The organism is Pseudomonas sp. UFMG81, from assembly GCF_015354575.1.
Taxonomy (GTDB): Bacteria; Pseudomonadota; Gammaproteobacteria; order Pseudomonadales; family Pseudomonadaceae; genus Aquipseudomonas.
Map to the genome: position 1 here is coordinate 1 of NZ_JACAFQ010000061.1, position 18,971 is coordinate 18,971.

17 protein-coding genes are annotated in these 18,971 nt (G+C 65.6%); 7 read left to right on the forward strand and 10 right to left on the reverse strand.

Features of this window, described 5'->3' with window-relative positions:
• Both glp and moaB read right to left on the reverse strand, forming a co-directional pair.
• A partial coding sequence (glp, locus tag IX761_RS26215) for a gephyrin-like molybdotransferase Glp (RefSeq protein ID WP_194792386.1) occupies positions 1 to 1,046 on the reverse strand: 1,046 nt, incomplete at its 3' end.
• An 8-nt stretch (positions 1,047 to 1,054) separates the two neighbouring features.
• Complete coding sequence (gene moaB, locus IX761_RS26220) at positions 1,055 to 1,594, reverse strand: molybdenum cofactor biosynthesis protein B (RefSeq protein ID WP_194792387.1); 540 nt, start codon at positions 1,592 to 1,594, stop codon at positions 1,055 to 1,057.
• Between the two features lie 267 nt (positions 1,595 to 1,861).
• Between moaB and IX761_RS26225 the strand changes: the two genes are divergently transcribed.
• From IX761_RS26225 to IX761_RS26235, 3 genes are read left to right on the forward strand one after another with little or no spacing between them, the layout of a single operon-like run.
• On the forward strand, positions 1,862 to 2,782 hold the full coding sequence (locus tag IX761_RS26225) for a LysR family transcriptional regulator (protein WP_194792388.1): 921 nt from the start codon (positions 1,862 to 1,864) through the stop codon (positions 2,780 to 2,782).
• Positions 2,779 to 3,282, forward strand: coding sequence for a cyclic pyranopterin monophosphate synthase MoaC (gene moaC / locus IX761_RS26230; RefSeq protein WP_194792389.1), 504 nt, complete (start codon positions 2,779 to 2,781; stop codon positions 3,280 to 3,282). The genes IX761_RS26225 and moaC overlap by 4 nt, the downstream gene beginning before the upstream one ends.
• Positions 3,279 to 3,530: a MoaD/ThiS family protein gene (locus tag IX761_RS26235; protein ID WP_194792390.1), complete on the forward strand. Its 252-nt coding sequence runs from the start codon at positions 3,279 to 3,281 to the stop codon at positions 3,528 to 3,530. The genes moaC and IX761_RS26235 overlap by 4 nt, the downstream gene beginning before the upstream one ends.
• 81 nt (positions 3,531 to 3,611) lie before the next feature.
• Here the strand turns inward: IX761_RS26235 and IX761_RS26240 are convergent, their stop codons facing one another.
• Entirely contained in the window at positions 3,612 to 5,885 is a 2,274-nt protein-coding gene (locus tag IX761_RS26240; RefSeq protein ID WP_194792391.1) for an FdhF/YdeP family oxidoreductase, read from the reverse strand.
• Between the two features lie 325 nt (positions 5,886 to 6,210).
• On the opposite strand from IX761_RS26240, the gene IX761_RS26245 reads away from it, so the two are divergent.
• Together IX761_RS26245 and cydB are read left to right on the forward strand one after the other, a co-directional pair.
• On the forward strand, positions 6,211 to 7,617 hold the full coding sequence (locus tag IX761_RS26245; RefSeq protein WP_194792392.1) for a cytochrome ubiquinol oxidase subunit I: 1,407 nt from the start codon (positions 6,211 to 6,213) through the stop codon (positions 7,615 to 7,617).
• 38 nt (positions 7,618 to 7,655) lie between these two features.
• On the forward strand, positions 7,656 to 8,663 hold the full coding sequence (gene cydB / locus IX761_RS26250; protein ID WP_194792393.1) for a cytochrome d ubiquinol oxidase subunit II: 1,008 nt from the start codon (positions 7,656 to 7,658) through the stop codon (positions 8,661 to 8,663).
• A gap of 37 nt (positions 8,664 to 8,700) precedes the next feature.
• Here cydB and IX761_RS26255 read toward each other — a convergent pair whose 3' ends face one another.
• Complete coding sequence (locus tag IX761_RS26255) at positions 8,701 to 9,564, reverse strand: LysR family transcriptional regulator (protein ID WP_194792394.1); 864 nt, start codon at positions 9,562 to 9,564, stop codon at positions 8,701 to 8,703.
• Between the two features lie 436 nt (positions 9,565 to 10,000).
• Between IX761_RS26255 and IX761_RS26260 the strand changes: the two genes are divergently transcribed.
• Positions 10,001 to 10,993: an NAD(P)H-quinone oxidoreductase gene (locus IX761_RS26260; RefSeq protein ID WP_194792401.1), complete on the forward strand. Its 993-nt coding sequence runs from the start codon at positions 10,001 to 10,003 to the stop codon at positions 10,991 to 10,993.
• A 5-nt stretch (positions 10,994 to 10,998) separates the two neighbouring features.
• Here IX761_RS26260 and hchA read toward each other — a convergent pair whose 3' ends face one another.
• The 6 genes from hchA to IX761_RS26290 form a co-directional block, all read right to left on the reverse strand.
• A complete protein-coding gene (gene hchA / locus IX761_RS26265) occupies positions 10,999 to 11,844 on the reverse strand; it encodes a glyoxalase III HchA (RefSeq protein WP_194792395.1) in 846 nt (281 codons plus the stop codon).
• Between the two features lie 170 nt (positions 11,845 to 12,014).
• Positions 12,015 to 12,599 carry a nucleotidyltransferase family protein gene (locus tag IX761_RS26270; protein ID WP_194792396.1) on the reverse strand — a complete coding sequence of 195 codons (585 nt, stop codon included), beginning with the start codon at positions 12,597 to 12,599 and terminating at the stop codon, positions 12,015 to 12,017.
• Positions 12,596 to 13,567, reverse strand: a complete 972-nt coding sequence (locus IX761_RS26275; protein WP_194792397.1) for an XdhC family protein — start codon at positions 13,565 to 13,567, stop codon at positions 12,596 to 12,598. The genes IX761_RS26270 and IX761_RS26275 overlap by 4 nt, the downstream gene beginning before the upstream one ends.
• A 1-nt stretch (position 13,568) precedes the next feature.
• Complete coding sequence (locus tag IX761_RS26280) at positions 13,569 to 14,780, reverse strand: cytochrome c (RefSeq protein ID WP_194792398.1); 1,212 nt, start codon at positions 14,778 to 14,780, stop codon at positions 13,569 to 13,571.
• A gap of 2 nt (positions 14,781 to 14,782) precedes the next feature.
• Entirely contained in the window at positions 14,783 to 15,322 is a 540-nt protein-coding gene (locus IX761_RS26285; protein WP_194792399.1) for a (2Fe-2S)-binding protein, read from the reverse strand.
• Positions 15,315 to 18,146: a xanthine dehydrogenase family protein molybdopterin-binding subunit gene (locus tag IX761_RS26290; protein ID WP_194792400.1), complete on the reverse strand. Its 2,832-nt coding sequence runs from the start codon at positions 18,144 to 18,146 to the stop codon at positions 15,315 to 15,317. Before IX761_RS26290 ends, IX761_RS26285 begins: the two co-directional genes overlap by 8 nt.
• Before the next feature lie 380 nt (positions 18,147 to 18,526).
• Between IX761_RS26290 and IX761_RS26295 the strand changes: the two genes are divergently transcribed.
• Positions 18,527 to 18,820: a transposase gene (locus IX761_RS26295; protein WP_194787827.1), complete on the forward strand. Its 294-nt coding sequence runs from the start codon at positions 18,527 to 18,529 to the stop codon at positions 18,818 to 18,820.
• Positions 18,821 to 18,971 lie beyond the last annotated feature (151 nt).

Consider the following 18,971-nt stretch of genomic DNA (forward strand, 5'->3'; position numbering starts at 1 on the left):
ACCCGCAGGTACTCCTGGACCCGCAGGTACTCCTGGCGCTTGCCGGCCTTGGCCCAGGCAAACCCCGCCACCACCGGCACCCGCAACGGCTCGACCCGCTCCACGCCCATCCGCGCCAGCAGGTAAGGCCGCGCCAGCAGCAGGAACGTGACCAACGCCGACCCCGGATTGCCCGGCAGCCCCAGCAACGGCACCCCGCCCACATGGCCGAAGGTGAACGGCTTGCCCGGCTTGATCGCCAGCTTCCACAGCTTCACCTCTCCGGCCTCGCGCAACAGCGCGCCGATGCAATCGGCATCCCCGACTGACACCCCCGCACTGCTGATGATCAGCTCGGCGCCCTCGGCTTCGGCCAGCGCCGAGCGCAGAGCCGCGCGATCGTCCGGCACACAGCCCAGGTCGATCACCTCGCAGCCCAACCGCTCGAGCAACGCAGCCAGCACCACCCGGTTGCTGTCGTAAATCTGCCCAGGCCCCAGCGCCGCGCCCGCACCCGCCAGCTCGTCACCACTGGAAAGCAGCGCGACCCGTGGCCGACGCAACACCGGCACCTGGACAAAGCCCTGCGAGGCCAGCACACCAAGGGCAATCGGATTCAACACCGTCCCCGCCGCCAGCAGCGGCGCCCCGACACGGATCTCGTTGCCTTGCGGGCGAACATTGTCGCCACGGCGCAACGCCGTGAGCGAACGCAGCCGCCCCTGCGCATCGACTTCGCAGTTCTCCTGCAACTGCACGCAATCGGCCCCGGCGGGCACCGGCGCCCCAGTGAACACCCGCGCACAGGTACCGGCCTGCAGCGGCTCGGGCGCCTGCCCGGCGTACACCGTCTGCGACACCGGCAGCGGCTGCGCCGCCAGGTCGTCCAGACGCAGCGCGTAACCGTCCATGGCACTGTTGGCCCAGGGCGGCAGGTCGATGGCCGCGCGCAGGTGCTCGGCCAGCACCCGCCCATCGGCCAGGCTCAGGCTCACCTGTTCGCAAGCAGTGAACGGCGTCGCCCTGGCCATCGCCAGCAACTGGCGCAATGCCTCATCGACAGCCATCAAGCCGCTCACGAACGCGTCCCGCACAGGTTGGCCGCCTTCAGGTGCGGCACGAAGTTGCAAGGGCGGTGGCGGGCGTCCAACTGCTCCACCAGGATGCCTTCCCAGGCCGTGCGGCAGGCGCCGGTGGAGCCCGGCAGGCAGCACACCAGGGTGCCGTTGGCCAGCCCCGCCAGGGCGCGGGTCTGCACCGTGGAGGTGCCGATATCGAGGATCGACAAGGCCCGGAACAACTCGCCGAAACCGTCGATATGTTTGTCCAGCAAGCAGCTGACCGCCTCCGGCGTGCTGTCGCGCCCGGTAAAGCCGGTGCCGCCGGTGATCAGCACCACCTGCACCCCATCGTCAGCGATCCAGCCGGCCACCTGGGCGCGGATCTGGTACAGGTCGTCCTTGAGCAGCGCCCTGGCCACCAGGCGGTGGCCCATGTCCACCGCGCGGCTGGCCAGCAGCTCGCCGGAGGTGTCGGTTTCGAAAGTGCGGGTATCGCTCACGGTCAGCACGGCGATAGTCAGCGGGACAAATACGGCGTCGGGTTTGGCACTCATCTTTTTCGCACTCGGTTTATTCGACAATACAATCGAGAAACTAAGACGTGCCCCCCACCCCGTCCAATCGATAATAAACAACGGCCGATAAGCCGCCTCTATCATCTTTGGTCATCAGCACTTTCTATCAGTTCTTCGTTATTTCCCATTGGACGATTTTTAAACTTCACCTTACTTTTCGTCGCCTTGAAGCCTGGCCACGGATTCCTATCACCGAGCCACGCGTCGCTGATTTCGCAACTTCCCATCCTATCGGCAAGGCGCCCCATGGATATCAAACAGCTCAAGTTCCTGATTGCCCTGGACCAGACCCGCCACTTCGGTCAGGCCGCTGCCTTGTGCCATATCACCCAGCCGACCCTGTCGATGCGCCTGCGCAACCTCGAAGACGAGCTGGGCCTGATGCTGGTGACCCGCGGCCAGCGCTTCGAAGGCCTCACCGAAGCCGGCGAGCGCATCCTCGCCTGGACCCGCACCCTGCTCGCCGCCTACGACGGCCTGCAGGCCGAGGCCGCCAGTTGCCGTGGGCGCATCATCGGCAGCCTGCGCATCGGCATGGTGCCGCTGTCGAGCTTCAACCTGATGGACCTGCTCAAGCCGCTGATCCACAGCTACCCGCAACTGCAGGTGCAGCTGTCATCGCTGAGCTCCGAGCAGGTCACCGACGGCCTGAGCCGCAACCAGCTGGACCTGGGCATCTGCTACCTGGACCAGATCAACCGCAGCTATTTCGACGTGATCGAACTGGGCGCCACGCGCATGGGCCTGCTGTACGACACCCGCCATTTCGCCTTCGCCAGCCCGACCCTGGCCTGGGAGGCCCTCGCCGAGCTGCCCCTGGGCCTGCTGTCCCAGGGCATGCACTACCGCCAGGCCATCGACCTGAGCTTCCGCAGCCGTGGCCTGCACCCGCAGTCGATCCTCGAGAGCGATTCCACCTATCAGCTGGTCCAGGGCGTCTGCGCCGGCCTGTGTGCCGCGATCATGCCGCTGGACCACGGCCTCGAAGGCCTGAGCGAACACATTCACATCCTGCCGATCGCCGACGCCAGCATCCATGCCCCGGTCGGCCTGCTGCTGCGTCGCAGCGAACCGCGCTCGGCCCTGGCCGAGCAGTGCTTCGCCCAGGCGCGCCTGCTGCTGAGCCCGCAAGCGCAGCCCTCTTCCCTGCCCCTGGAGGTCTCATGAACGATCCCGCCGCCTCACCCAGCCCCCTGACCCACCTGGACAGCCGCGGCCACGCGCACATGGTCGATGTCAGCGACAAGCCCGACACCCGTCGCGAGGCCACGGCCGAAGCCTGGGTGCGGATGAAGCCGGAAACCCTGGCGCTGATCAGCGCCGGCGGCCACCCCAAGGGCGATGTGTTCGCGGTGGCGCGGATCGCCGGGATCATGGCCGCCAAGCGCACCCACGACCTTATCCCGCTGTGCCACCCGCTGCTGCTGACCGCGGTCAGCGTCGAGCTCAAGGCGGTGGCGCCGGATTCGGTGCGCATCATCGCCAGCGTCGCGCTCAACGGCGCCACGGGTGTGGAGATGGAAGCGCTGACCGCCGCCAGCGTCGCCGCCCTGACCCTGTACGACATGTGCAAGGCCGCCGACCGCAGCCTGCAGATCGACTGGCTGCGCCTGCTGCGCAAGTCCGGCGGGCGCTCGGGGCTGTACCAGGCCGAGGTGGCGCCATGATCCGGGTCAACTACTTCGCCCGTTACCGCGAACTGCTCGGCAGCGACGGCGAGGCCGTGGCCTGGGAGCCCGCGCTGGCCAACTTGGGCGATCTGCGCCAGCGGTTGGCCGGCCGGGGCGGCCCATGGGCGCAGACCCTCGGCCAGGCCAATCTCATGTGCGCGCGCAACCAGGAACTGTGCACCCTGGACGAGCCGCTGTGCGACGGTGACGACATCGCCTTCTTTCCGCCGGTCACCGGCGGCTAGCCCTGGCTTGACATGGTCGCAAAGTGACCGCCGCAAGCGAAGCGGCAAAATGCGCTTCCCGCGCCCTCTGCCATGCGGCTTTCAGTTGAGCTCCGAGCGCATCACCCGCACCGGCACCGACTTGTACGACGGCGTGCCGCTGTCGACGTCGATGTAGTCCAGCGGCACCAGCTGGTTGGCCTCGGGGTAGTAGGCGCCGACCGAGCCGGGGGAGATCTTGTACTCGATGGCGGTGATCCGCTCGTAGCGCATCTTGCGCCCGTGGGTGACGGTCTCGATGTCCACCAGATCGCCATGAGCCAAGCCACGCGCCTGCAGGTCCGCCGGGTTCATGAACAGCACGTCGCGGCGGCCGAACACGCCGCGGTAGCGGTCGTCCAAGGCGTAGATGGTGGTGTTGTACTGGTCATGGCTGCGCAGGGTGATCAGCCTCAGTACATCGTCGCCATCGACTTCCTTGTCCTCGTGCAGGCCGGGGAAGACGAAGAACTCGGCCTTGCCCGACGGGGTCATCCAGATACGTTCGGTGGCCGGCAGTGGCATGCGGAAGCCGCCCGGCACACGGATGCGCGCGTTGTAGTCGTCGAAGCCCGGCAGGGTCTTCTCGATCAGGTCGCGGATCTTGTCGTAGTCGGCGGCCAGCTCCAGCCAGGGCACCGGACTGTCCGGCAAGGTGGCGTTGGCCATGCCGGCGACGATCGCCGGCTCTGAGCGCAGGAATTCCGACGCCGGCAGCAATTTGCCGGCCGAGGCGTGCACCATCGACATCGAATCCTCGACGGTGATCGATTGCCGTTCGCCGTTCTGCACATCCAGCTCGGTGCGCCCCAGGCAGGGGAACAGGTAGGTCTGCTTGCCCACCAGCAGGTGGGTGCGGTTGAGTTTGGTGCCGATGTGCACGCTCAGGTCGAGCTTGGCCATCGCCGGGAAGCACTGGCCCGGGTCGGGCAAGGCCACGGCAAAGTTGCCGCCCAGGCAGATCAGCGCCTTCGACGTGCCGGCGATCATCGCCTGCATGGCCTGCACCGAGTCGTGCCCATGCTCGGTCGGCGGTTTGAAGCCCAGCACTTGTTCGATCTTGTTCAGGAAGTCGGCTGGCGGTTTCTCGGTGATGCCCACCGTGCGGTTGCCCTGCACGTTGGAGTGACCGCGCAATGGGCAGATGCCGGCACCGGGCTTGCCGATGTTGCCGCGCAGCATCAACAGGTCGCAGATCAACCGCACGTTGGCGGTGCCTTCGTTGTGCTGGGTGATGCCCATGCCGTAGGTGACGATGGTCGCATTGGACTTGGCGTAGGCCGCGGCGACCTTCTCCATCTCGGCCTTGGTCAGGCCGCTGGCGTGCTCGATATCGGGCCATTGGGTGGCCAGCAGATCGGCCTTGAGCGCCTCGAAACCGTTGGTGTGCTGGGCGATGAATTCGAAGTCGAGCACCTGGCCGACCGAGTCCTCCATCTCCAGCAGCGACTTCATCACCCCCTTGATCGCGGCTGCGTCGCCACCGGCCTTGACCTGCAGGTAGGTCGAGGCGATGCGGGTCGAACCGTAGGTGGCCATCTCGATCATGTCCTGCGGGTCGGCGAAGCGCTCCAGGGCCCGCTCGCGCAGTGGGTTCAGGACCATGATCGGCACCTTGCGCCGCGAGATCTCGTGCAGCGTGCCCATCATGCGCGGGTGGTTGGTGCCGGGGTTATGGCCGATGGAGATCACCAGCTCGCACAGCTCGAAATCGTCCAGCGACACCGAGCCCTTGCCCATGCCGATGGAACGCGGCAAGCCGACGCTGGTGGGCTCGTGGCACATGTTCGAGCAGTCGGGGAAATTGTTGGTGCCCAGCGCCCGGGCGAACAGCTGGTACAGGTAGGCCGCCTCGTTGGAGGCGCGCCCGGAGGTGTAGAACTCGACCTGGTTCGGTTCCAGGCCACGGAGAATCTCGCCGATGCGGGCGAAGGCGTGCTCCCATTCCACCGGCTTGTAGGTGTCGCTGGCGTGGTCGTAGACCATCGGGTGGGTCAGCCGGCCGAGGTCTTCCAGTTCGTAGTCGGTGCGGTGCAGCAGCGTGGCCACCGGGTGATTGGCGAAGAACTCGGGGGGCACGCGCTTGTTGGTCGCTTCCCAGGTCACCGCCTTGGCGCCGTTCTCGCAGAACTGGAAGGTCGATTTGTGTTCCTTGTCGGGCCAGGCGCACCCGGGGCAGTCGAAACCGTCCGGCTGGTTGGTGCGCATCAGGGTGATGGGCGCCTTGAGCGTGTCCATCTGCTCGCGCACCGCCGTCGCCGTCGCCTTCAGTGCTCCCCAGCCGCCTGCAGGGCCATCGTAGTTGCGTACACCGGGTACCTTGCGTCGAGTCGCCATGGTCGCTCCTTAAACGCTTTATAGGTATTCGATATAAAGCGTTAGTTGCGTAATAAACCGCTGCACTAGCGGACCTGAGGAAATTGCTTAGTTGCGAGCGTCCTGAAAAAGCGTACAACCTTGTCAGATAAAGACAACCCGCAAAGTTGGATCCGACTTGCGATCGACGTGAAATGAAAAGTTCGGTCGACCGGCAAAATCGTGTTCTAGAATCAAGCCACACTCCTTCGACATGTCAAGGCAACGAATCGATGACTTGCTCATCTTCTTGTTGCGTCTCATTCGCACCGTGGCAACATCGCCACGCCCTGTGAGGCCGAGAAACATGGAAACATTCAGCTCTACGGCGCTTGATCTGGCTCGTTTTCAGTTCGCTTTCACGGTGGCGATGCATATTCTCTTTCCGGCAATCACCATTGGTCTCGCCAGTTATCTGGCCGTGCTGGAAGGGTTGTATCTGAAGACCGGCCGCACTGTGTATCGCGACCTTTACATGTTCTGGATAAAGATCTTCGCGCTAAATTTTGGCATGGGGGTAGTTTCCGGCCTGGTGATGGCTTATCAGTTCGGCACCAACTGGTCGCAGTTCTCTTATTTCGCCGGTGGTATTACCGGGCCACTACTGACTTACGAAGTACTGACTGCATTCTTTCTCGAAGCCGGTTTCCTCGGTGTCATGTTGTTCGGTTGGGATCGGGTGGGCCGTGGCCTGCACATGTTCGCCACCTGCATGGTGGCGTTGGGCACGCTGATCTCGACCTTCTGGATCCTCTCCTCCAACAGCTGGATGCACACGCCCCAGGGCCACGAGATCATCGACGGCCGTGCGGTGCCGGTGGACTGGCTGGCAGTGATCTTCAATCCATCATTCCCCTTCCGCCTGGCGCACATGGCGATCGCCGCGTTTCTCAGCACGGCGTTCTTCGTCGGCGCTTCCGGGGCCTGGCACCTGCTGCGCGGCAAGCACATCGAGCCGGCGCGCACCATGCTGTCGATGGCCTGCTGGATGGCCCTGATCGTGGCGCCGATCCAGGCCGTGGTCGGTGACGCCCACGGTTTGAACACCCTGGAGCACCAACCGGCGAAGATCGCCGCCATCGAAGGGCACTGGGAGAACATTCCCGGCGAGCCGTCGCCGCTGATCCTGGCGGGCTGGCCGGACATGAAAGCCGAAAAGACCCACTTCGCCATCGAAGTGCCCTACCTGGGCAGCCTGATCCTGACCCACAGCCTCGACCGGCAGATCCCGGCATTGAAGTCGTTCCCCCCCGAGGACCGGCCCAACTCCACGGTGATCTTCTGGACCTTCCGGCTGATGGTGAGCATGGGCCTGCTGATGATCCTCGCAGGGCTCTGGAGCCTGTGGCTGCGCCGTGGCGACCGGCTGCACACCACGCCGTTGTTCCTCAAGTTCATGCTGTGCATGGGCCCTTCGGGGCTGATCGCGCTGTTGGCCGGCTGGGTGACCACCGAGATGGGCCGCCAGCCCTGGGTGGTGTACGGGTTGCTGCGCACCGAGCATGCCGTGTCGCCACTGAGCACCGCGCAGATGACCGTCAGCCTGACGGCGTTCGTGCTGGTGTATTTCGTGCTGTTCGGCACCGGCATCGCCTACATGCTCAAGCTGGTGCACAAGGGCCCGCAGCCTCATGAAGGCGAGCACCCGCTCGAAGGTGGCGCGGGCCAGTCCAAGACCCCCGCGCGCCCCCTGTCCGCGGCGGACGATCACTGAGCCTGGCGAAGGCGACGGCAACCTGAGGAGCGATGGCCATGGGCGTGGATATCACCTTGATCTGGGCGTTGATCATCATCTTTGGCGTGATGATGTACGTCATCATGGACGGCTTCGACCTTGGTATCGGTATTCTCTTCCTGGCGATCAAGGACAAGGACGAACGCGATGTGATGATGAATACCGTCGCCCCCGTGTGGGATGGCAACGAGACCTGGCTGGTGCTCGGTGGCGCGGGCCTGTTCGGCGCCTTCCCGCTGGCCTACTCGGTGATCCTCAGCGCCCTGTACCTGCCGCTGGTGTTGATGCTGCTGGGGCTGATCTTCCGCGGCGTGGCCTTCGAGTTCCGCTTCAAGGCCAGCGAGCGCAACCGCCACTGGTGGGACAAGGCATTCATCGGCGGCTCGATCGTCGCCACCTTCACCCAGGGTGTGGCGTTGGGGGCGTTCCTCGACGGCATCCCGGTGGCCAACAACATGTACGCCGGCGGTGCCCTCGACTGGCTGCGGCCGTTCCCGCTGTTCTGCGGCTTCGCCCTGCTGCTGGCCTATGCGCAACTGGGCAGCACCTGGCTGATCATGAAGACCGAGGGCCGCTTGCAGGAAGAAATGTACCGCTACTCCTCGTACTTCATCTGGGGCCTGCTGGGGGCGCTTGCGGTGATCAGCGTGTGGACGCCGCTGGCCCACCCGGACATCGCCCAGCGCTGGTTCAGCCTGCCCAACCTGTTCTACTTCCTGCCGGTGCCGCTGTTGCTGCTGGTGTGCTTCTTCGGCACCCTGACCACCCTGGCGCACCGGGCCACCGCCGCGCCGTTCCTGTTCACCCTGCTGGTGATCTTCCTCGGCTACAGCGGCCTGGGCATCAGTATCTGGCCGAACATCATCCCGCCGTCGGTGACCTTGTGGCAGGCCGCCTCGCCACCGGCCAGCCAGCTGTTCGCGCTGATCGGCGCGCTGTTCATCCTGCCGTTCATCCTGATGTATACGGCGTGGAGCTATTACGTGTTCAGGGGCAAGGTGAAGGTGGGGGACGGTTATCACTGACCTTGCGCGGGTCAGCACTGCCAGCACGCCACCGCGCTCAATCGGCAAATGCCCGCACCAACTGCTCTATCACCGCCCGCACCCGCGCCGTGTGGCGCAGGTCCTGGTGGGTGACCATCCACACTTCATAGGGTTGGCTGCGGCTGCGCTGCGGCCAGACCCGCCGTAACCCATCGCGCTCGCCTAGCGCCACGGGGATCTCACCCAACCCCAGCCCCTCGGCGATGCCCCGGCGCAGCATCATGCTGGCGTTGGCCGCCACCACCACCCGGCCCTCGCCCAGGGGCACGTCGACCAGCGTCGGTTCGGCGCGGTCGCGCCAGTACGGTTCGTACACCACCAGGTCGTGGTCGGCGAAGCTGCCCTCTGCCGGCACACCTCGGCGCGCCAGGTAGTCCGCCGAGGCGAACAAACCCATCGGCCAGCTGGCCAGCTTGCGCAGCACCAGGTCGGGGCTGTCCGGGCGCTGGTTGCGGATGGCGATGTCGGTCTCGCGCTGCGAGAGGTTGACGATCTCTGAGCCGCTGCTGAGCACCACGCGTACCTCGGGGTGTTCATCGTGCAGTTGGCGCAACGCCGGGATGACGTATTCGAGGGCCAGCGAATCGGTGGTGGCGATGCGCACCTCGCCGGCCTGTTCGTTGTCGGCGCCACGGGTGCGGCGGGCCAGCTCCAGGGCGGCCTGCTCCATCTTCTGCGCCATCTCCACCGCCACCTCGCCGATGGCGGTCAGTTGGTAGCCGGCGGGGGTGCGCAGGAACAGGGTCGAACCCAGGTCGGCCTCCAGCGCCGCCACGCGCCGGCCCACGGTCGCCTGGTCGACCCGCAGCACCCGTGCGGCGCGGCGCAGGGTCTGTTCGCGGCTCAGGGCCAGTAGCATGCGGGCGTCGTCCCAATTCATTGAGTGCTCCTGATGGTTGGTGTGGGGCGCAGGTTCGGGGGCGCTTTGTGCCCCATCGCCGGCAAGCCGGCTCCCACATTTTGCGCGGTTTCTGTAGGAGCGGCCTTGCCGGGGCGCCGGACCGCTCGGAAAGGGCCGCAGAGCGGCCCCGGCGATCTTGGGCGTACCCGAGATCCTGGGGGCGCTGCGCACCCCGTTCGCGACACAAGGCCGCTCCTACAAGATCCTGCGCAAGACAGTTGCTCCCACACGCTCCGGCGCTATTGCTGTGGGAGCCGGCGATGGGGCTTTCCGGGCGAAGAAAATCTGCAACGCAGCGGCGCAGAATCGCCGCGCGACCGCGCCAGCGTTGTTCCCTACCCTGTCCTGCAACAGGCCACCACGGCCTTACTTCAGAACGACAGAGGTGCCCATGCGTCACATCATCCCCAGCCACATGACCGCCATCGACATCACCCGCGCCGGCGACCCGGACGTGCTGCAACCGGTCACCCGCGAAGTGCCCCACCCAGGCCCGCGCGAGGTATTGATCGCGGTTCACGCCGCCGGTGTCAACGGCCCCGACCTGCTGCAACGCAAGGGCCTGTACGACCCGCCCGCCGGCGCACCGAGCATTCCAGGCCTGGAGATCGCGGGCATCGTTGTCGCGACCGGTGAACAGGTGCAGGGCTTCAAGCTCGGTGACGCGGTCATCGCTCTGGTCCCGGGCGGCGGCTATGCCGAATACGCGGTGGCCGACGAGCGCACCACTGCGCACCTGCCGGCCAACCTGTCGATGATCGAGGGTGCGGCGCTGCCGGAAACCTTCATGACTGTGTGGGTCAACCTGTTCCAACGCGGTGGTTTCAAGGCCGGCGAAAGCGTGCTGATCCACGGCGGCGCCTCGGGTATCGGCACCACCGCCACGCAACTGGCCCGGGCGTTTGGCGCCAGCCGCATCTTCACCACGGTCAAGGGCGCCGATCAACAGGCCGCCAGCCAGGCGCTGGGCGCCGACGTGGCGATCGACTACACCCGCGAGGACTTCGTCGAGCAGGTCCTGCACCACACCGAGGGCCAGGGCGTGGACGTGATCGTCGATATCATCGCCGGCGACTATGTCGCCCGTAACTTCCAGGCCGCCGCCATGGATGGGCGCATCGTGCAGATCGGCGTGGTCAAGGGGCCGGCCACCGAAGTGAACCTGTTCCCCATGCTCACCAAGCGCCTCACCCATATCGGCTCGACCCTGCGCGCGCGCAGCGCCGACGACAAGGCGCAGATCCTCGCCGAACTGCAGGCCAAGGCCTGGCCCCAGGTGCGCAACGGCGCAGTGAAGCCGCTGATCCACGCCACCTTCCCGCTCACCGCGGCCAGCCAGGCCCATGGGTTGATGGAGTCTGGCCGGCATATCGGCAAGGTGGTGCTGAACGTGGCGCACAAGGGCTGAGGCGTTCAGACCGCCTTGAGCAAAGCGGCAGCGGCCAGTTTGCCCAGCGCATTGCCGGCCAGCGGGCTGTCGCCGGTGAGCAGCTTGCGATCCTGGTGCACGGCGCCGGAGATACCGTCGTTGATGATCTGCGCGCCACAGGCCTTGAGGCGCTCGCCGAACTTCCAGGTCAGGTGGCCGGGCATGTAGCCGATGTCCGGGGTCTTGGCGTCCAGGTCATCGGGGAAGGCGCACAGTTTGTAGCCGTTGTAGAGATGGCCGGCGGCCAGCAATGCCGCCGGGCCGTGGCACAGGCTGATGACGAACTTGTCGTGGTCGGCGGCCCATTGCAGCACCTGCCCGACCTCTTTGCTGTCCGGCAGGCCGATCAGCGCGCCATGGCCACCGGGGATGAACACGCCGAAGTAGTCGGAGTCCTTGCCTAGCGCTTTTTCGATCACATCGGCGAGCTTCTTCGGTTGCTTGAACGCCTTGCGGTAGCGGTCGAACAGGCCCAGCACTTCGGTATCTTCGCCGGGCATGGCCCAGTACTCGAATTTGACCGGGTTGCCCGACAGGGTCGCCACGTCGAAGGCAAAGCCGGCCTTGTCCAGGTGGTACATGGGCAGCAGGGTTTCCACGGGGTGGTTGCCGGTGGAGAACAGCGTGCCGTTGTCGGTGAGCAGGTAGCGCTCGTCGGCGCCGATCAGCAGGATTTTCCAGCGCCCGCCCTTGTACGCGTCGGGGTAGTCGGCGCCGCTGAGGTCGGACTTGGGCGAGGTGAACTGGCTGAGGGAATACGGCGAAGGGAAGAACGCGTTGTCTTCGGCCGGGTCGGGGGTGGGGCGTTTGTCGTCAGGTGAGGTAGTCATTGCTGTGCTCCTGTGCCTGGGGTGAGCGGCTATCTTATCGAGTGCGGCAGTCGCAACCTCTGTAGGAGCGGCCTTGTGCCGCGAAAGGGCTGCGCAGCAGCCCCAGCAATATTAGAGGTAACTCAACAATCCGGGGCCGCTTCGCGCCCCTTCGCGACACAAGGCCGCTCCTACACCGATCGGGAAATGCCCTGATTCAGCGCAGCGGGTGTATCGACGTCGCGCAAGACCCCGCTGTCATCCACGTCCAACACCCGTACGCGATCACGGTACCGTTGCAGCACCGAACGCGCGCCTTCATCACCCGCCAGTGTGGTCAGCTCGGCCCAGTAATCCCGCCCGAACAGCACGGGATGACCGTTCTGCCCCTGATGACGCGGTACCACGATGACCGACTGTCCGGCCGCTTCGATCAAGCGACGGAAGGTGTACGGCAGGATCCAGGGCATGTCGCCCAGCACGATGGCTACCGCCTGTGCATCGCAGTCACTCAACGAAGCGGCACCCGCCGCCAAGCTGTGCCCCATGCCCAAACCGGCATCGAGGCTGGGAACGATGCGGCAAGCGCCAGGCAGCCCCAGCGCATCGGCGTCCTCGCCCGCACGCGCCACCACGCGCACTTCATCGAACACCGCCAAGGCGTGTTCGACGCTGTGCTGCAGCAGACTACGGCCATCGCCCAGCAGCGCACGGCGCTTGTCCGCGCCGAAGCGCGAACCCTGGCCGGCGGCCAGCACCAGCGCAACGACCGTCACAGCGCCTCGCGGGCGATGCCGCTGCGGGTGCGCAGGATATCGGCGAGCACCGCCAGGGCGATCTCCGCCGGGGTCTTGCTGCCCAGGTTCAGGCCGATGGGCGCATGGATGCGGGCCATCTCAGCATCACCGAGCCCGCCGATGCGGCGCAGGCGTTCACGGCGTTTTTCCGAGGTGGCGCGCGAACCCATCACGCCGATGTAGAACGCTTCGGTCTGTACGGCTTCGAGCATGGCCAGGTCGTCGATCTTCGGGTCGTGGGTGAGCGCCACCACCGCGGTGTCGCGGTGGCAACCGCCGTTGGCGATGAACAAGGAAGGCAGTTCCCGGCGGATTTCTATCCCGTCGAGCACCACGTTGTCCATCACCTCGTCGCGCGGATCGCACAGCACCACCTCGAAGCCCAGGCCCTTGCCGAATTCGGCGCAAAAATGCGCGACGCTGGAATACCCCGCCAGCAGCAGGCGCTGGGCGGCGCCGACGCGCAGGCGCACGCTGTGCGCGCCCTGCTCCACCCGTGGCCCTTGGCTGTGGTCGTCGTGCAGGTGGCGTGCGCCGCTGCGCAGGTCGACCTCGCGCAGCAGCCGACGGCGGCCCAGCAACGCCGCCTCCAGCTCAGCCAGGTGCGCCTGGGTGGCGCAGTCGCCGGGGAGGCTTTCCACCAGCACGTCGAGAATGCCGCCACAGGGCAGGCGGATGTTCGAGCGGCTGTCGCTGCCGTCGCCGTAGCGCACCACGGCAACCGCCTCGGCGAACTCGCCGCCGGCGACGCGTTCGAGGAAATCCTCCTCGACGCAACCGCCGGACAGTGACCCCAGCCAATGCCCGCTCTCGCTCACCGCCAGCAGCGAGCCCGGCGCACGGGGCGCCGAGCCGTAGGTGCAGAGCACGGTGCACAGCCACACGCGCAAACCGTCGCGCGACCACTGCCCCGCCTGCCGCACCACCTGCAGGTCCAGATGCTGCACGTCAGTCCGCCTTCAACTGCGCCAGCTGCTGGGTGGTCAGGTCGCCCGGCAAACCGCCCCAGGCTTCACGCAGGTAGTTGACCATGTCGGTCAGCTGCTGGTCGTCGAGCTTGTCGGCGAAGCCCGGCATCGGCTGCATCCGCTCGAAGCCGGTGAACTGCTGCTCGCGGATGCCGTCGACGATGGCCTTGACCAGGTTGCGCGAGTCAGCCTGGCGCAACACGGTATTGCCCTGCATGGCCACGGCGATGTGCGGCTTGCCCTCGCCGTCCACGCCATGGCAGCCGGCACAGACGTTGAGGTACTGCTGGCGGCCGCGCTTGCCACTCTCGCCCATGGTTTCGTGGGCTACCGCCTGCACCACCTTGGCCGCCGGCGGCTGGTCACCGAGCAGGTAGGTGGCCATGGCCGACAGGTCGCTGTCTTCCAGGTGCTGGGTGCTGTGGTGCACCACCGGGTACATCTCGTTGAACATGCTGCCCTGGGCGCTCACACCATGCTTGAGGAAGGTCGCCAGGTCCGCCTGGTTCCAGCCGCGGTCGGCCAGGTCCTGGGCCAGCAGGCTGGGGGCCAGGTAACCCAGCAGCAGGCCGCCGGTCAGGCGCTTGTCCTGCTGCAGCGCACCGATGGGGTTGCGCGGGGTGTGGCACTCACCGCAGTGCCCAAGCACCTCGACCATGTACTGGCCGCGTTTCCAGGCCTCGCTGTTGCCCTTGCCTTCTTCGAGCTGCACGCTCTTGCCGTACAGCATGTTCCAGCCCATCAGGCCGGCGCGCACGTTGAACGGGAAGCTCAGGCTGGTTTCCGGCGCCGGGCGGTTGATCGGCGCGACGGTCATCAGGTAGGCGTGGATGGCATCGGAGTCTTCGCGCTTGACCAGGTGGTACGAGGTGTAGGGCATGGCCGGGTACAGGTTGGCACCGTCCTTGCGCTTGCCCTCGGTGAGGGCGGCGAAGAACTCGTCGCTGCTGTAGTTGCCGATGCCGTGCTGCTTGTCCGGGGTGATGTTGGTGCCGTAGATGGTGCCGAACGGCGAATGGATCGGCAGGCCGCCGGCATAGGGCGCGCCGCCTTCGGCGGTGTGGCAGGCCATGCAGTCGGCGGCGCGGGCGAGGTATTCGCCGCGCTTGACCAGTTGCTCGTCCGCCGCCTGGGCGCCGCACGCCAGCGCCAGGCCGACCGCCAGGGCCAGGCCATTGAGTACACGCTTCATGCTCAGCCCTCCTTGACCAGGCCGAGGTCGCCCAGCACATCGCGGGTGGCCTCGTAGTAGCGCACGTAGCCGGTGCAGCGGCACACATGGTGGCCGAGGCTGGCTTCGATGGCGTCTTCCAGTTCGCTCTTCTTTAGTGGCTGGCGCTGGGCCTTCTCCACCAGCACCGTGGCGGCGTTGACGAAGCCCGGGGCGCAGTAGCTGCACTGGAAGGCGAAACGGTCGACGAACTTCTGCTGGATCGGGTTCAGTTCGGTCAGGTTACCGGCCTCGTCGCGCTTGGCGTGGCCTTCGATGGTGCGCACCTTCTTGCCCTCGAAGTAGTGCGCGCCGGTGATGCAGGTGCGCACTTCTTCGCTGGTGCCGTCGGGGTTGTCGACGATCACCACGCAGGCGTGGCAGATGCCCTGGCCGCAGCCCAGGCGCGAGCCGGTGAGGTTCTGGTATTCGTGCAGGTAGTCGAGCATCGCCAGGTCATCGGGGACCACTTCGGTGACGACAGGTTGACCGTTGAGGGTCAGTTGCAGCTTGCGGTCAGCCATTGAGGGCCTCCTTGACGCGGGCGGGGGTGATGGGCAGGTCGCGGACACGCTTGCCGATGGCATGGGCCACGGCGTTGCCGATGGCGCCGACCACCGGGATCATCACCACCTCGGCGATGCCCTTGGACGGGTCGGTGGGCGACAGCGGCGGCAGGATCTCGGAGGTCTGCTTCCACACCGCCACGTGCTTGGCCATCGGCAGGCGATAGCGGTTGAAGTTCCAGTCGCCCTCGCCCGGGCCACCCTCGTACAGCGGCATTTCTTCCAGCAGTGCGTGGCCGATGCCCATGGCGATACCGCCTTCGAGCTGGCCTTTGACCAGCTCGGGCACCAACACCCGGCCGCACTCGACCCAGCTGTGGTGGTTGAGCACGCTCACCTCGCCACTGCCCTTGTTCACCTTCACCTCGACGATGGTCGCCACCGGGCTGTAGTAGGTGACCATGGCGTTGTTCAGCTGGGTGGCCGGGTACTCGGCGTTCTGCCGGTCGAGCAGGTGGAAGCCGGCGCTGTTCATCTGCGCCTTCTTGGCGTTCACCGCACCGTCACCGTACTTCACCGCCAGGGCATCGAGCGGCAGGCGCTCGCGCACGCCGTCGATGACGAAGTCGGCCTCGGCCCAGCTCCAGCGGTTGAAACCGTGCACGCTGGCACCGGTGACCAGGCCCATTTCGTGAGCCTTCTTCGCCAGGGTGGCGAAGGGGATCGGCGCCAGGCCGTTGCCGGTCAGCTCGCCGTTGACCCATACCGCGTTCTCGCGGCGCACCACCAGCGGGTTGGCCTGGCCACCGAACGGGCCTTGGCTCCACAAGGCCATGGCCGCCGGCCACAGGCCGTGGTTGAACAGCACGCGGGCGGCTTCGCGGGTGGCGTGGCTGAAGTAGAACGCCGAGTTGGTCGCCGACGACGGCGAGGCCAGCTTGCCGACCCAGCGCGGGTTGCGCAGCGCGGCGTCCTGCTCGGCCTGGCTGATCAGGTAGGGGTTGCCGCTGGTGCTCAGGGCAAGCTCCGGCCACTCGGTCTGGGCGGTCTGCACGTGGTCGGCGACGCGGCCGAGGAAGTCGCTGACCACCAGGGCCTGCGAGGTCGACATACCCGTGCCCAGCTCGGTGCCGATATGGCGCAGGGTGATCTGGCCATCGGCGCTGAACTCGACTGCGGCCATTGGCGCTTCGGAGCCGGTGCCGAAATCTTTCTGGGTGATGGCGAAGCCCACGCCGTACCAGTTGTCGTGGTCCTTGGCGTCCATGGCTTTCTTGCGCTCATGGCGGTTTTTCCACCATTCGTGCTGGCTGGCCTTGTCGAGGATCTCATGCAGGCGCAGGGCACCGGCCGGGACCGCGCCCTGAGTGTTCTTCATGCCCGACTTGAGCGCGTTCTTGCGGCGCAGCTCGATGGCGTCGACACCCAGGCGGTCGGCGATTTCATCGACCATCATCTCGGTGGCGGCCATGCTCTGCAGGGTGCCGTAGCCGCGCATGGAGCCGGCCTCGACCCCGCGCGAGTGATAGGCGGTGACCGACAGGTCGTTCTGCGGCATGTAGTAGATCGACTGCGCCGCGGTGGCACCCACGGCCGCCACCGACGGGCTGTAGTTGATGCGCCCGCCGCCGTCGACGTTCATGTCGGCGCGGAAGATCTTGAAGCTCAGGTCGTTCTTGTCCACCGCCAGCTGGTAGTGGATGTCGAACGGGTGGCGCTTGATACCGCTCTGGAACTGCTCGTAGCGGTCGTTGGCCAGGCGGATCGGTACGCCCGCGCCGTACAGGGCGGCGACGGCGGCGTAGAACACGAAGATGTTGTTGTCCTTGGAGCCGTAGCCGACGGTGTAGCCCGGGTGCATGTTCAGGTGCTTCAGGCCAAAACGCGACGGCTTGATCATGTGCACGCATTCCTGCGCCACTTCGAACGGGCACTGGGTGGCCACGACGAAATGCAGGGTGCCGGTGGCCGGGTCGTACCAGCCGTTGCCGTTGTCCGGCTCCAGTGCCGCCGGCTCGATGGACGGGGTCTTGTAGCGTTCATCGAACAGCAGCCAGTTTTCCGGCGGCTGCTTGAGCTGCTCATCGATGCGCTGGGCGTAGAACATGCCCTGCTCGGTAAGGTTGCCGTGCTGCTTGGGCTCGGCGGTCCATACCGGCTTGCGGGCGAGGATGGTGGGGAACAGCATGGTGTTCTTGAGGCTGGAGTACTCGTCCTCGTCGAACGGCGTGTTGCCGCCCACGCGCACGAACCGGAAGCTGCCGTAGGGGTCGCGCTGGTACAGCGGGGCCTGGGCGCCGTAGCGGATCGCCTTGTCGTTGAACTGCAGCTTGAGCTTGGCCTTGCGGAAGCGCTCGAAGTCGTTCCAGATCAGGATCGCCACCGGGTGGCCGATGAACATCGGCACCTGGCCGGGCGGCAGCAGTGGGTCTGGCGAGTGGGCTTCGGGCCAGGCGATGCCGTCTTTTTTCAGGTCGTCGGCGGTGACGATGCGGTCCGGTTGCAGGTCGCTGCCCAGCAGCGACAGGTCGTAGCCTGCGTAGAGGCGGTCGGCCTTGGTGGCCTTGAGCAGCATGGCGTGGCCTTGCTGCTGTGGCCAACCGGGCATGTCCTTGGCGCGGATGTCGCGGGCGAACACTTTGTTGCCGCACACCTTGGACAGCGCGTCGTTACGGAAACGCGCCTTGCCGTCGTGGTTCATCCACTTTTGCGGCGAGGTGGTGACTTTGTTTTCCATCAGGGCGGCGAAGGCCTGGCTGCCGAGCGGCGCCAGGGTCACGCCGACACCGGCGATCAGCCCGCCTTGCAGGAACGAACGCCGGGAAATATCACGGTTGGACATGGTTGATCCTCTGGGCAGTCAGGCGCTGCCCATGCTTTGTTCTGGTGCTTGTGAAGCGCGAAGGGCGCGCACGATCACAAAAATTGACTGTCAAGTCAAGATACAAGTCTTGTTACATCGAGTTGAGTCAAGCAGACAACTTGTCGCGGGGGGTTCGGGTTCGGGTTCGGGTTCGGGTTCGGGTTCGGGTTCGGGTTCGGGTTCGGGGATTAGTGTGGTGGTTTTTAGATTTCGGTGCATATCCATTCACGATATGGACTTTTCGTCACCTTTCCGCCCTTACGGCGGCCTACTTTTTTCTTGGAAAAAGTAGGCATGGGCCTGTCCCCTGACAACGGACGCCAAGAAGCGATACTTACATCGTTCTCTTGGAGGTCGCCATGTACCCACGTACTCGCCGCAACTACACCGATGAGTTCAAAACGCAAGCCGTAGCTCTAGCCGAAAGCGTTGGCAGAACTGAAGCTGCACGTCAGCTTGAGATGTCCGTCAAAACGCTCGACAACTGGGTTGATGCTACGCGTAAAGGCCTGCCGCTGAGCTCTCCCGAGCGTAAAACCATCACCAAGGAAGACAGCGAACTAGCGCGGTTACGAGCCGAAATCGCTGAGCTCAAGATGGAGCGTGAAATCTTAAAAAAGGCGGCAGTGTTCTTTGCCAAAGAGTCCAGGTGAGATACGCCTTCGTCGCTACCCAACGGACTCTGTACCCGGTACGCGTGTTGTGCCGGGTGATGGCTGTCTCGGCTTCGGGTTTCTACGATTTTCTGCGTCGCCAGCCACGCCCGGATCCTGACGCGGAGATTCGCCGCGAGTTGCGTAAAGC

Coding starts and splice junctions, on each gene's coding strand:
- IX761_RS26290 (WP_194792400.1), bottom strand. CDS start 18,146: ATGTCCAACCGTGATATTTCCCGGCGTTCGTTCCTGCAAGGCGGGCTG.
- IX761_RS26235 (WP_194792390.1), top strand. CDS start 3,279: ATGATCCGGGTCAACTACTTCGCCCGTTACCGCGAACTGCTCGGCAGC.
- IX761_RS26240 (WP_194792391.1), bottom strand. CDS start 5,885: ATGGCGACTCGACGCAAGGTACCCGGTGTACGCAACTACGATGGCCCT.
- IX761_RS26280 (WP_194792398.1), bottom strand. CDS start 14,780: ATGAAGCGTGTACTCAATGGCCTGGCCCTGGCGGTCGGCCTGGCGCTG.
- IX761_RS26245 (WP_194792392.1), top strand. CDS start 6,211: ATGGAAACATTCAGCTCTACGGCGCTTGATCTGGCTCGTTTTCAGTTC.
- moaC (WP_194792389.1), top strand. CDS start 2,779: ATGAACGATCCCGCCGCCTCACCCAGCCCCCTGACCCACCTGGACAGC.
- IX761_RS26260 (WP_194792401.1), top strand. CDS start 10,001: ATGACCGCCATCGACATCACCCGCGCCGGCGACCCGGACGTGCTGCAA.
- moaB (WP_194792387.1), bottom strand. CDS start 1,594: ATGAGTGCCAAACCCGACGCCGTATTTGTCCCGCTGACTATCGCCGTG.
- IX761_RS26285 (WP_194792399.1), bottom strand. CDS start 15,322: ATGGCTGACCGCAAGCTGCAACTGACCCTCAACGGTCAACCTGTCGTC.
- IX761_RS26295 (WP_194787827.1), top strand. CDS start 18,527: ATGTACCCACGTACTCGCCGCAACTACACCGATGAGTTCAAAACGCAA.
- IX761_RS26255 (WP_194792394.1), bottom strand. CDS start 9,564: ATGAATTGGGACGACGCCCGCATGCTACTGGCCCTGAGCCGCGAACAG.
- cydB (WP_194792393.1), top strand. CDS start 7,656: ATGGGCGTGGATATCACCTTGATCTGGGCGTTGATCATCATCTTTGGC.
- IX761_RS26225 (WP_194792388.1), top strand. CDS start 1,862: ATGGATATCAAACAGCTCAAGTTCCTGATTGCCCTGGACCAGACCCGC.
- hchA (WP_194792395.1), bottom strand. CDS start 11,844: ATGACTACCTCACCTGACGACAAACGCCCCACCCCCGACCCGGCCGAA.